Annotated in this window: 10 protein-coding genes; 4 read left to right on the forward strand and 6 right to left on the reverse strand. The window is 34.1% G+C overall.

Going from position 1 to position 13435, the window contains the following annotated elements; translation table 11 throughout:
• Nucleotides 1–601: 601 nt before the first annotated feature.
• Both msrB and prfB read right to left on the reverse strand, forming a co-directional pair.
• The gene (msrB, locus tag B0A64_RS10525) at nt 602–1048 is read right to left on the reverse strand and encodes a peptide-methionine (R)-S-oxide reductase MsrB (RefSeq protein ID WP_089479476.1); all 447 of its coding nucleotides are present in this window, start codon (nt 1046–1048) and stop codon (nt 602–604) included.
• An 86-nt stretch (nt 1049–1134) separates the two neighbouring features.
• Nucleotides 1135–2233 (reverse strand): peptide chain release factor 2 gene (prfB, locus tag B0A64_RS10530; RefSeq protein ID WP_109746178.1). Its coding sequence is split into 2 segments (ribosomal slippage): nt 1135–2169 and nt 2171–2233, totalling 1098 coding nucleotides; the frame shifts between segments, so codons are not numbered across the junction.
• A gap of 354 nt (nt 2234–2587) precedes the next feature.
• Between prfB and B0A64_RS10535 the strand changes: the two genes are divergently transcribed.
• Complete coding sequence (locus B0A64_RS10535; protein WP_089479478.1) at nt 2588–3607, forward strand: threonine aldolase family protein; 1020 nt, start codon at nt 2588–2590, stop codon at nt 3605–3607.
• A 97-nt stretch (nt 3608–3704) separates the two neighbouring features.
• Here B0A64_RS10535 and adhE read toward each other — a convergent pair whose 3' ends face one another.
• Together adhE and B0A64_RS10545 are read right to left on the reverse strand one after the other, a co-directional pair.
• Nucleotides 3705–6404, reverse strand: a complete 2700-nt coding sequence (gene adhE, locus B0A64_RS10540) for a bifunctional acetaldehyde-CoA/alcohol dehydrogenase (RefSeq protein WP_089479479.1) — start codon at nt 6402–6404, stop codon at nt 3705–3707.
• A gap of 477 nt (nt 6405–6881) precedes the next feature.
• Complete coding sequence (locus tag B0A64_RS10545) at nt 6882–7202, reverse strand: YbaB/EbfC family nucleoid-associated protein (RefSeq protein ID WP_089479480.1); 321 nt, start codon at nt 7200–7202, stop codon at nt 6882–6884.
• Nucleotides 7203–7269: 67 nt separating this feature from the next.
• On the opposite strand from B0A64_RS10545, the gene B0A64_RS10550 reads away from it, so the two are divergent.
• From B0A64_RS10550 to B0A64_RS10560, 3 genes are all read left to right on the forward strand, one after another.
• Nucleotides 7270–9405, forward strand: a complete 2136-nt coding sequence (locus B0A64_RS10550) for a S9 family peptidase (RefSeq protein WP_165769794.1) — start codon at nt 7270–7272, stop codon at nt 9403–9405.
• 71 nt (nt 9406–9476) lie between these two features.
• Entirely contained in the window at nt 9477–10517 is a 1041-nt protein-coding gene (locus B0A64_RS10555) for a PLP-dependent cysteine synthase family protein (RefSeq protein WP_089479481.1), read from the forward strand.
• Between the two features lie 354 nt (nt 10518–10871).
• Entirely contained in the window at nt 10872–11789 is a 918-nt protein-coding gene (locus B0A64_RS10560; protein WP_089479482.1) for a LamG domain-containing protein, read from the forward strand.
• Nucleotides 11790–12092: 303 nt separating this feature from the next.
• Here B0A64_RS10560 and B0A64_RS10565 read toward each other — a convergent pair whose 3' ends face one another.
• Both B0A64_RS10565 and B0A64_RS10570 read right to left on the reverse strand, forming a co-directional pair.
• Entirely contained in the window at nt 12093–12638 is a 546-nt protein-coding gene (locus B0A64_RS10565) for a hypothetical protein (protein ID WP_089479483.1), read from the reverse strand.
• On the reverse strand, nt 12635–13429 hold the full coding sequence (locus B0A64_RS10570; RefSeq protein WP_089479484.1) for a hypothetical protein: 795 nt from the start codon (nt 13427–13429) through the stop codon (nt 12635–12637). Before B0A64_RS10570 ends, B0A64_RS10565 begins: the two co-directional genes overlap by 4 nt.
• Between the last annotated feature and the right edge of the window lie 6 nt (nt 13430–13435).

A 13435-nucleotide genomic window follows, 5' to 3' on the forward strand; every position in this document is an offset into this window, starting at 1 on the left:
TCGCACCAAATAAAATCAATTAGATTTAAATTACCTAATCTTATTTTGAAGTTTTTTAAATAGTATTTTAAATAATAGTTTAAATATTACAAATTTAACATTAAATCTATTAATTTATTGATTGTTTTTGAATTATTACAGATCGTAAAACCTTCTTGTCAAACTATTTGTAAGTTTTTAAATGTCTTTTTGTAGCCAGCAAAATTAAAATTGGAGACCGGATTGGTTCTACGCTATCTTATTTTAAATCAGTTGATTTTAGAGTGTTTTTATGCTGGATTCATGCTGCTGTTGATGGTATAAGGAACTTAGTATTTTGTAAGTTTCTCTTAAGCCTTTTTCGATATATTCTTTTTTTGAAAAAATTCAGGAATTGATTTGTGTTAAATAATCAAAATGAAGAATTTATTTTTAATTTTTTCGACCTGCTTTTTAATTTAACTTTAGGTATTGCTAAAGTTGGTAGGTTAAAACTTACTTGATGGCTGTTTTTTAATTTTTTTAAAAGGTCATCAAAACGGTTTTTTAACCTCATTATAGGTTTACAACTTTAATTTAAAAAAAAAGCGATTCACTCTGGGAGGAATCGCTTTTAGTATATTTATTCTTTTATTTTAGATAATGATATTGCGTTGATGCAATAGCGTAAACCACTTGGTTCAGGGCCATCAGGAAAAATGTGCCCCAGATGTGCATCGCAGGTATTGCAAACGACTTCTACACGAATCATTCCGTATGATTTGTCAGCGTGATAAGCAATCGCATTTTCTTTTAAGGGTTGAGTAAAAGAAGGCCAGCCTGTTCCTGATTCAAATTTTTCGCTGGCGTCAAAAAGTAAAGTACCACAGCATTTGCATTCGTATATTCCAGGATCGAATAAGCTGCAAAGCTCAGAACTAAAGGATCTTTCGGTACCTTTTAAACGTGTTACCTGAAATTCTTCCGGCGTTAAAATTTGTTTCCATTCTTCAGGAGTTTTCTCGACTCTTTTTTCAGGAACTGGATTTCCTTTATTTGTATAACGAATTATATCTGCCCATTTAATCATAACTTTTTTATTTAGTTTACAGTCTCAGTTTACAGTTTACAGTCTCAGTTTACTGAAAACTGCGACTGAAAACTGAATATTAACAGCTATTCTTCTTCTTTCTGTCCCATCATCATAAGGAATGCTTTTAGGAAAGCATCTATATTTCCGTTCATAACGCCATCAACATCGCTGGTTTCATATCCTGTACGAACATCTTTTACCAGTTTATAAGGTTGCATTACATAATTGCGTATTTGTGAACCCCATTCGATTTTCATTTTTCCGGCTTCAATATCTGCACGTTGTGCTTGCTGTTTTTTCAACTCGATTTCATACAATTGAGAACGTAACATTTGCATGGCGCGTTGTCTGTTGTCTTGCTGAGATCTTGTTTCAGAACACTGAATTTGAATTCCGGTTGGTTTGTGTACTAGCTGTACTTTAGTTTCGACCTTGTTCACATTTTGTCCTCCGGCACCACTGGAACGAGATGTGGTGATTTCGATATCGGCAGGATTAATGTCAATTTCGATACTGTCATCCACAAGGGGATAAACATAAACAGAGGCAAACGAAGTATGGCGTTTGGCATTACTGTCAAAAGGAGAGATTCGAACCAAACGATGCACACCGTTTTCTCCTTTTAAATATCCAAAAGAATAATCGCCTTCAAACTCGAGTGTCACAGTTTTGATTCCTGCAACCTCACCAGCCTGAAAGTTAAGCTCTTTTATTTTAAAACCATAGCTTTCGCCCCACATCATGTACATACGCATTAACATTCCGGCCCAATCACAACTTTCGGTTCCGCCGGCACCAGCAGTAATTTGCACTACGGCACTTAAGCTGTCACCTTCGTCAGAAAGCATGTTTTTGAACTCGATGTTTTCGATATGAGTTTGTGTCGTATTATAATGTCCGTCTAATTCTTCTGCAGAAAGTTCTCCTTCTTTATAAAAATCATAGGCAAGTTGCAATTCATCTGTAAGTTCGATTGCTTTGTTATAATCTTCGATCCATTTTTTCTTGTTTCGAAGGTTTTTTACAATGACTTCAGCTTCTTTTGCATTGTTCCAGAAGTCTGGTGCGAAAGTTTTTTCTTCTTCGTTGGCAATTTCAATTAGTTTGGCATCAACGTCAAAGATACCTCCTCAACGCACCAAGGCGCTCCACAATACCTTTTATTTGTTCGGTAGTTGTCATAAATTAATAGTAGTTTTATTTGTTTTTTGAATATTACGCGATAAAATGATTTTATCTAAGACGTAATTTTGTTGTACAAAAATAAGATATAGTTTTTAGATTATAGAATTAATTTTAACATATTTCGCCTTGTTTTCCGGGCTATAGATATAGTGTATTTTACTCGGCTAACAAATTGGTTTTTAAAATTATAAGTCAATTTTAGAATATTAATGTTAGTTTTATATTTTTTTTATAAATATTACGTTAATTTGGTTCAATAGTATTCGCAAGTTAAATTTTAGCAAAACTTGCCAAGAATAACTAGCAGTAATACGTAATTTTGCTGTACAAAAAAGATATACTTTTTAGAATATGGAAATAAATTTAATTAGCGATACCATTACCAAACCTACATACGAAATGTTGCAGTATATGTTTAACGCTCATGTTGGCGATGATGTATACAGGCAGGATCCAACGGTTATTGAGTTGGAAACCAGAGTGGCAGAGTTTTTTGGTATGGAAGCCGGACTTTTTTTTCCGTCAGGAACTATGGCAAATCAAACCGCTATAAAATTACATACACAACCGGGAGAGCAATTAATAGCAGATAAATATGCCCACGTTTATAATTATGAAGGTGGCGGAGTTTCGTTTAATAGTGGCGTTTCCTGCTGTTTATTAGATGGGGACCGGGGGATGATAACAGCAAGTCAGGTAGCAGCGGCAATTAATGATCCTGAATTTTACCATAGTCCGTTGACCAGTTTGGTTTGTGTCGAAAATACAACCAACAAAGGTGGTGGGGCTTGTTATGAATTAGAAGATTTAAGAGAAATAAAACAGGTTTGTGATGCTAATAATTTAAAATTCCACCTTGATGGAGCCAGAATTTGGAATGCATTGGTTGCCAAAAGACAAAACCCTAAAGAATTTGGAGCTATTTTCGACACTATTTCGGTTTGTTTGTCAAAAGGATTGGGTGCTCCAATAGGTTCAATTTTGTTAGGAAGCAAAGCTGATATTCACAGGGCGTTGAGAATCAGGAAGATATTAGGTGGTGGAATGCGTCAGGTTGGCTATTTGGCAGCAGCCGGATTGTATGCTTTGGCAAATAACATCGAAAGATTAGCCGAAGACCATAGAAGAGCTAAAGAGATTGCAGCAGTTTTAAGTACAAAACCCTGGGTTTCTTTTATTGAACCTGTAGAAACCAATATTTTAATTTTTTCATTAACAGAAGGATATAGCGATCAGCTTTTGATTGAAAAATTAAAACAAAAAAATATTTTGATAAGCTCAATGGGACATAACAAACTAAGAGTTGTAACACATTTAGATTATAAAGAGGTAATGCATACGTATGTAATCGAAACACTGCAGAAGTTTTAAAAAAAAGGTGCAAAGGTTTAGAGGAACAAAGGTTAAAAAAAGAGGCTATTTCATTAATTATGAAACAGCCTCTTTAAGTATTTATCGAAATCTATCTCTAGATTTTTTCTCCGTAATAGGCCTTACGCATAATTTCTTCCATATCCTTAACCAGCGGCAAACGTGGGTTTGCAGGAGTACATTGATCTTCGAAGGCATTCATGGCAAGAGTGTTTAATTTTGCCAGCCATTCTTTTTCATCAATTCCCTGTTCTTTAAAACTCATTTTTATTCCCACTTTTTTGCCTAATTCATAACACGCCTGAGCATAAACCTGAGGTCCGTCTTTTGGTCCTTTTGCAGGAAGGCCTAACATTTGACAAATTTCAAAATATTTTTGATCTGCCTTGTAGGTAGAATATTTTGGCCACACCGAAAGTTTTCCCGGAACCTCTCCGTTATACTTAATTACATAAGGCAATAAAATAGCATTTGTACGACCGTGTGGTGTATGGAACATTCCGCCTATTTTGTGCGCCATAGAATGAGAAATTCCTAGCATTGCATTGGCAAATGCCATACCTGCAATTGTTGAGGCATTGTGCATTTTATCACGGGCCTCATCGTCATTTTTGACATCAAGATAGGTTCTCTCCAAATATTGAAAGACCATTTTTATAGCCTGCAAGGCAAGTCCGTCAGTATAATCGTTGGCAACAATAGAAACATACGCTTCTGTTGCATGTGTAAGAACATCCATACCGGTATCTGCAATAATAGAAGGAGGGACGGTTTTGGTTAATTCAGAGTCGATAATAGCAACAGTTGGTGTAAAAGCATAATCTGCCAATGGATATTTTTTATTGACAGAATGATCTGAAATCACAGCAAAAGGAGTTACTTCTGATCCTGTTCCTGAAGTCGTAGGTATACAAATCATTTTTGCTTTTTTTCCAAGGGTAGGAATTTTTACGGCACGTTTACGAATGTCTAAGAACTTTTGCTTGACATCATCAAACGAAACCTGAGGTTGCTCATACAATAGCCACATGACTTTGGCAGCATCCATAACAGATCCTCCGCCCAGGGCAATAATGGTATCGGGTTGGAATTCGCACATTGTTTCGGCACCTGCTCTTGCAGTTTCAATACTTGGATCCGGCTCTACATTAGAGAAAATCCTAACATCGACTTTGTTGGCACGACGGTTTAAAACGTCTATGATTTTTTGAACAAAACCAAGTTTTAGCATGCTTAAATCAGTTATGATCATCACTTTTTCAAGAGATTGCATTGATTTTAGATATTGAATCGAGTTGGGCTCGAAATAGATTTTTGAAGGTACTTTGAACCACTGCATATTATTGTTTCTTCTACCAATTCGCTTGATATTTATTAAATTTATAGCTCCTACATTGCCGGAAACAGAGTTTTTTCCATAAGATCCGCATCCAAGGGTTAGAGAGGGAATAAATGAATTGTAAACGTCTCCAATGCCACCAAAGGTCGAAGGTGAATTCCAGATAATACGAATGGCTTTTACTGCAACTCCAAATTCTTTGGCTATTTTCTCGTCTTTTGTATGAATGGCTGCAGAGTGACCAAGTCCGTCAAATTCTACCATTTGCTCAGACAATCGAATACCTTCCTGAGTTGAGTTTGATTTTAGAATCGCTAATACGGGAGATAGTTTTTCTCTGGTTAATGGCTCGTTTGTACCAACTTCTGTTACTTCGGCTGCTATGATTACAATATTTTCAGGCACAGAGAAACCGGCTTGTTCTGCGATCCATTGGGGAGATTTTCCAACGATAGCAGCGTTTAGTTTTGCACCGGCACAGTTTACACCTTTGGCAGTAACACCAAACATTAGTTGTTCTAATTTTTCTTTTTCTTTTTCGTTGGCAAAATAAACATGATGGTGTTTAAAGGCTGCTTTTGTTTCTTCATAAATTTCTTTATCTATAATAACGGCTTGTTCAGAAGCGCAAATCATGCCCCAGTCAAATGATTTTGAAAGTACAATATCGTAAACGGCTTGTTTTATATTGGCGGTTTTTTCGATATAGGCAGGAACATTTCCGGCGCCAACACCCAATGCAGGTTTGCCACAAGAGTAAGCGGCACGAACCATTGCGTTTCCTCCTGTTGCCAGAATTGTTGCGATCGTTGGGTGATTCATTAGCGCATTTGTTGCTTCTACAGATGGGTATTCGATCCATTGAATGCAATTTTCCGGTGCTCCGGCAGCAATTGCAGCATCGCGAACAACAATTGCAGCGGCTTTAGAACATTGTTGTGCCGAGGGATGAAAACCAAATATGATTGGATTACGGGTTTTAAGAGCGATCAGGGCTTTGAATACTGTGGTCGAAGTAGGGTTTGTTGTTGGTGTAACGCCGCAGATAACACCAACTGGTTCTGCAATTTCTACAATTCCCGATAACTGATCTTCGCCTATGATACCTACGGTTTTTAAATTTTTCAGGCTGTTGGTTACATTCTCGGCAGCAAACATATTTTTGGTTGCTTTATCTTCAAAAATACCGCGACCGGTTTCCTCAACAGCATGCAAGGCAAGTACACCATGCTGATCGACAGCAGCAACCGAGGCTTTTGCAACGATATAATCAACTTGTTCCTGATTGAGTTCCAGGAATTTTTCGAGTGCAACAGCTCCTTTTTTGGCAAGTTCTTCGACATGAGCAACAGCATCAACTTTTTGAGTTTCCTTAACGGCATCTTTTACTAAACCGGCATTTTGTTTGTCTGCCGTTTTGTTTTCGGTTCCATTTGGACTTAAAGTTTTCTCATTCATAATAATTTGTGTTATAGTTAATATTCACTTTTAATACAGTTTTGCAGATTGTGATCACTAATTATCTTTTACGAATGTTTTGAGTCTGAAGTAGGAAGTAACTCTAAAGATCTGATTGTAAATAATTTTTCATTCTATACTTTTGTGTATGCCTTCTTAATTGTTTTCCCTTTTTTAAGACCTCGGATTTTATCAATTAAAAAAAATAAATACTACAATTGTTTTATTATTTGTAGCCAAAATATATTTCATTATGCTTTTTATCTCTATCAAATATCAAGATATACGAAGAGAATAAAGCTGATATTTGTCAGGATAAAAAAAAATCTACGCAAACGTTTTCTGTTGATTTCCATTGTTTTGTAGTTGAAAAAAAATAGAATTGAAAGTAGTTTGAAAAATGTTTGCACAAAAAAAAATTCGATTCATTTATGTTTATAAATGAATCGAATTTATGTAAAAAGGTGTTTTTTTATCTTACTTGAACAAATTATCCATTCCCGGAATCATTGGCATATCCATCTTTGCAACGGCGTCAAGCTCCTGCTCGTTTACACTTGTTGCTTTTTCTATTGCTTTGTTTAAGGTTACAATAAGGTAATCTTCCAGTTGTTCTTTATCTTCCAGCAAAGAGTCATCAATAGAGATTGATTGTACTTTTCTATTTGCAGTCAAGGTTACTTTCAATAATCCGTCAGCGCTTTGTTCATCAATCAAAACAGTATCTAAACGCTTTTTTGTATCTTCAATTTTTTGTTGGGTTTCTTTAAGTTTACCCATCATTCCCATTAAATCCATTTTTGTTGATTTTAAATTATTTCATACAAAATTAGTATATTGCTGTATGATAACAATAGAATATTTTATGAAAAAATTAATTTGGTTCTGTTGTCTTTGTAGTATTTTTGCTTCTTCGTATTTAAAAACTAATGCTCAATCAATGCAAAACGATATAATGGCTCCACAAGCCAAAGAAATTTCAAAATCATTAAAAAAACATAAAGAAATAAGGGTAGATAATTATTTTTGGTTAAACGACCGCGAAAACCCTGAGGTTATAGAGTATTTAAACAAAGAAAACTCTTATTACGAGAGTATGACTTCGCATACAAAAGGCCTTCAGGAAAATTTGTATGAAGAAATGAAAGCCAGAATTAAAGAAGACGATTCGTCTGTTCCTTATTTCTATAATGGTTATTATTACATTACACGTTTCGAAACTGGTCAGGATTATCCAATATTCTCCAGAAAAAAAGGAAGCCTTTTGGCAGAAGAAGAAATTTTGTTCAATTGTAACGAATTGGCAAAAGGACATGCTTATTTTAAACTTGGCGGTTTAAGTATAAGTCCGGATAACAAATTTGCCAGTTTTGGAGTTGATATTGTGGGAAGGAGAATCTATACTATTCAGGTAAAAAATCTGGAAACAGGCGAGATTTTATCCGATAAAATCGAAAATGCTACGGGCGGATCAGTTTGGGCAAATGACAATTTTACTATTTTCTATACCAAACAAGATGAGGTTACTTTAAGGGCTGACAAAGTTTTTAGACATAAATTAAACACAGATTCGAATGCTGATGTTTTGGTTTTTAATGAAACCGATGATACTTTTAATGTTTCGATAAGCAAAGAAAAATCAAGAAAATATATTGTTATTGGTTCAGGAAGTACGCTGACAACCGAATATAGAATTTTGAATTCTGATGAGCCTGATGGAGAATTTATTGTCTTCCAGCCTCGTGTACGTGGTTTAGAGTACAGTATTTCGCATTTTCAGGACTCTTTTTACATTTTAACCAATAAAGATAAGGCAACTAACTTTAAGTTAATGAAAACGCCTGAAAATAAAACAGGAAAGAAAAACTGGACCGATCTTATACCACATCGTGAAGATGTTTTATTAGAAGATATCGAAATTTTTAAAAATTATTTAGTAGTTGAGGAGCGCTCAAACGGATTAAACCATATCCGTATCATGCCCTGGAATGGTGATGCCGATTATTATCTTCCTTTTGGCAGCGAGACTTACAACGCCTACACGACAACAAATATAGATTTTGATACGGATGTTTTGCGTTACAGTTATCAATCGCTTGCAACACCTTCGTCTGTAATCGATTTTAATATGAAAACCAAAACCAAAGAAATCTTAAAGGAGCAGCAGGTTTTAGGAGGTAAGTTTGATAAGGATAATTATATCGAAGAACGTGTTTGGGCAACTGCAAGAGACGGTGTAAAAGTGCCAATTTCGATGATTTATCGTAAGGGATTAAATAAAAACGGCAAAAATCCGTTATTGCTTTACGCTTATGGCTCATACGGAATCACAATGGATACTTATTTTTCATCGACACGACTTTCGCTTTTAGATCGCGGTTTTGTTTATGCTATCGCGCATATTAGAGGAGGCGAAGATTTGGGAAGACAATGGTATGAGGATGGAAAACTGTTAAAAAAGAAAAATACCTTTACAGATTTCATCGATTGCTCTAAATTTGTAATAAACGAGAATTACACATCTCCGGAACATTTATATGCCGAAGGAGGATCTGCAGGAGGACTTTTGATGGGCGTTATTGTAAATGAAGCGCCGGAATTGTACAAAGGAGTTATAGCTCAGGTACCTTTTGTAGATGTTATCACAACCATGCTGGACGACAGTATTCCGTTAACAACCGGAGAATATGACGAATGGGGAAACCCAAATAATAAAAAATATTACGATTATATGTTATCCTACTCACCGTATGATAATGTAAAAGCGCAAAACTATCCTAACATGTATGTTTCTACAGGATTGCACGATTCGCAGGTACAGTATTGGGAGCCAGCTAAATGGGTGGCTAAATTGAGAAATCTAAAAACAAATAATAATCTTTTATTTTTAGATACCAATATGGATGCTGGACACGGCGGTGCTTCTGGACGTTTTGAGGCTTTAAAAGACTTAGCAAAAGAATTTAGTTTTTTATTAGATTTAGAAAAAATTAAAAGCTAATTAGAAATTTTTTGTTAAATTTGCAACCTATCAAGGTTATGTAAAATATACCTTTGATTAACTATTTTTTTATGAAAGAAGAAATAAACGCTTATAATAATGTTTTAGAGTTAATAGGTAATACCCCACTTATTAAGCTAAATAAAATTACCGAAGAGTTAGAAGGTAATTTCTACGCAAAAGTAGAAGCTTTTAATCCAGGACATTCCTCAAAAGATAGAATAGCGTTATATATTATTGAAGAAGCTGAGAAAAAAGGAATTCTAACGCCAGGTGATACCATCATCGAAACGACATCAGGAAATACAGGATTTAGTTTAGCAATGGTGAGCATTATAAAAGGATATAGCTGTATTTTAGCAGTAAGCTCAAAATCATCCAAAGATAAAATTGACATGTTGAGAAGTTTAGGAGCAAAGGTTTATGTTTGCCCCGCACACGTTTCAGCAGATGATGAGCGATCTTATTACAATGTAGCCAAACGTTTGCACGAAGAAACAAAAGGTTCAGTTTACATCAATCAGTATTTTAATCAATTAAATATTGATGCACACTACAACACTACAGGTCCTGAAATTTGGGAACAAACAAAAGGACAAATCACACATCTTGTGGCCTGTAGCGGAACGGGAGGAACTATTTCCGGAACTGCAAAATTCTTAAAAGAGCAAAATCCAAATATTAGAATTCTAGGTGTTGATGCTTTTGGTTCCGTATTAAAAAAATACCATGAAACAAGAGAATTTGATAACAAAGAGATTTATCCGTATCGTATAGAAGGTTTAGGCAAAAACCTGATTCCATCTGCTACAGATTTCGATATTATCGATAAGTTTATCAAAGTAACAGATGAAGAGAGTGCTCACGCAGCCAGAGAGATCACCAGAAAAGAAGGATTATTTGTTGGATATACTTCCGGAGCAGTAATGCAAGCGATTAAACAATATGCAGAAGAAGGTGAGTTTACAAAAGACAGCAATATAATTGCGATTTTCCCTGATCATGGTTCTCGTTATATGAGTAAAGTATTTAGCGATGACTGGATGAACGAACAAGGCTTTTTTGATAGTGTCAATGAAGAAGAAGTTCAAAAAATTGAATTTGTAAAGTAATATAATTTACTTTCTGAGATATAAAACTCCATTCGTTTTTCGAATGGAGTTTTTTTTGTAAAAATGTTTTTACAAAACTTAAATGTCGTTACCCTTAAACGTTGTTTTTTCTTTATTTAAGTAAGAATACTACATTTATAAGTAAGAACTGTTTGGAAATATTGAATTAAATTTATAGTTTTAACAAAATTTATAAAAGTATAAGCAAATTTAATTAAGAGTTTAAAAGCATCAATTTTGGTTATTTAACGATTATTTAGGTTTGTTGTCGAATAAATTTTTGCTCATATACATTATAATATAGTTTAGTGTTCTTAAAGAAACACTTTCTTAAATCCCCTTAAATCTGTAAATATGAAAAAATTATTACTAACATTAATGTTTGTAAGTTTTTTAAATAGTAATGCTCAAAATCCAGTTCAGGAATTCAATTTCAACGGAAATTTAAACAATACTGATAATAGCATTTCCTTTTTGGGAGCTGCTAATTTTGTAAATGACAGAATGGGAGTTGCCAAGGGAGCGCAACGTCTTACTAATAAGGTTTTGCAAGGTGTAGTAGGGGATCTGCCGCAAGATAATAAACCAAGATCAATATCTATCTGGGTAAAATTTAATACTATTACTGCGCCAAATTATATTTTGGGTTATGGTACAGCCGTAAATACACAATATTTTGGACTATTGCAACAAACAGCCGCCGCAGGAAATTCAGACTTAAGTCTTGTTGGCTGGGGAGATACAAACAACGCTATAGTTTCTGTTCCGCTATCAAAAGAAGTTTGGTACTTGTATAGTATTACTTATGATGGTACTAACTCAAAAATATACCGCAATGGCGAATTATTAAAATCAGCAGACGGAATTTCACGTTTGACCAAAGGTTATATCCTTAGGTTAGGAGCCTTAAACGGTACGGCAGGAATCAACGCAGATGTAGACGATCTAAAAATATATAATGTTGCCATGACTGCTGAGCAGGTTATGGAATCTTACAACAGCTCAAAATCGACTATTGCGACCGTTGCAGAAACTGCTCCGGTTTCGAGTACAGCAGTCAAAAAAGCTACTGTTGCAACTGTAAAAGCTACAGTTCCTGCAAAGACAGTAACAGCGGTTCCTACAACAACTACTGAGACCAATACAGGTTCTAAAAATGTTGAGGTTTTCTCGCAAGGAAGAAAAATAATAGGAAGTAATGCTTCTAATATTGCCGATTTGCCCGAAGGAACCTATTTATTGAAAATAACAAATAATCCGGCAAAAAAATAAGTTCAAATTAAAATAAGATTTCGATTGTACAAATAATCATTTTTATATTGTTTAGTAAGCAATTATTTTTTTTGAATGGTAGGAGCCTTCTAAAGTCTAACTTTAAAAGGTTTTTTTAATCTTAATTTATTTTGACTTTTCTATAAAATCAACTAATCTATCGCTTAATCCACTATCTAATACAATTGGAAAAAGTCAGGAGACTTTTGACATCTTTATGAGTAAAAAAGCAATAAAAAAACTGCGCAAAGACAATTGCGCAGTTTTTTATGAAGTCATTTCGCAGAGCGATGTAATTTTAAATTATTCATTATCCTCAGCTTCCCATCGACCAAGTTCTTTTCTTTTTTCAATTTGATGCAGTACTAATTTTTTGATCTCTTCATCGTCCGTTTGTAAAAGAGTTTCTAATGCTTCAATATTGTATGGCTCAGGCTGTGCACCAATGGCATAAATTATTTTTCGAATAAAGGGGTATTTAAGGTCCTCATCATGTTTGTAAAAATCAGGTAATTCTGAGATTATTTTGATTAAATAATTTATACTATTTTTATCATTATTGTAATATTGCTGTAACGATGTAATAATTTGTTCATGATCATGATGCCAGTATTCTAATAAAAAAAAATGCAATAGTTTTATAAAATCACTTTCCGACATAGAAATTGGAAATCTCCACAATATTGCGTTAAATCTTCTGTTAAAAACAGAATCATTTTTTGACTCTAATAGCAATTGTTTTAGCTCTTTAAAATTTGCTTTGTAAGGAAATATAGGTAATAATTCCTCTCTACTAATTCGAAAATTTTCATGAAAAATCTCCCAATCTTTTTCTGTTACTTTTATCATTTTTTTACTCTTGGTATTACTTCAAAAAACAAAATATTTTTATTAAATTCTGCCAATGCATCGGCTTTTCCTAATGCAATATTTACTTGATATATTTCTTTTGGACTATTCATGTGATAACTTTCTGTCTTAAATAGTGCATAATCTCTCGTACCCCATTTATTTACATCATTTACTCCTCTTGGAAATTGATCTACGAATATTTCTCTCATGTAATCAGTTTTATCATTAATTAATGCTTTTCTTTTCAATAAATCGAATGTTCCTGGTTTCATTTGAAATTTTACTATAATTCCATCATAACCATTTCCAGTCCTCGTGCCATAAAGTATGTAATTTAGAGTTGGAGATGTAAATGTTTCTCCAGATGCAATGATTCCTTCACCCTTAAGCACTCTATCATAATGCTCTTGTGTCATAGCTCTATAAAAAATTTCGCCCCCTTCGTAAATCTCATAATCCCCAACCTTTTTTATTAGTTTTCCAAGACTAACTGGGCTTGCTAATTTACTAGTGACTCTCCATTTTAAGTATCCGCCACCATTCTTAATAGCCTCTAAGTTTTTAGAAACTAATGTTAATTCGTCGACATTAGTTTTTAAAGCTGGTGCCTGGTTATATAAAATTTCATAGGAAGCAAATGCTTCATCATTATTTTTAACAAAGCTCTTGAATTCAGAACTACCAATTTTTAAATCATCCTGAAGTGAGGAAAACCAGCATTGTACAGTAAAAGACGAACTTGCTAAAAAAACAAGTAATATTAATATTCTTTTTAAATAGTTTTTCATAGTATT

The organism is Flavobacterium araucananum (assembly GCF_002222055.1).
Lineage (GTDB): Bacteria > Bacteroidota > Bacteroidia > Flavobacteriales > Flavobacteriaceae > Flavobacterium > Flavobacterium araucananum.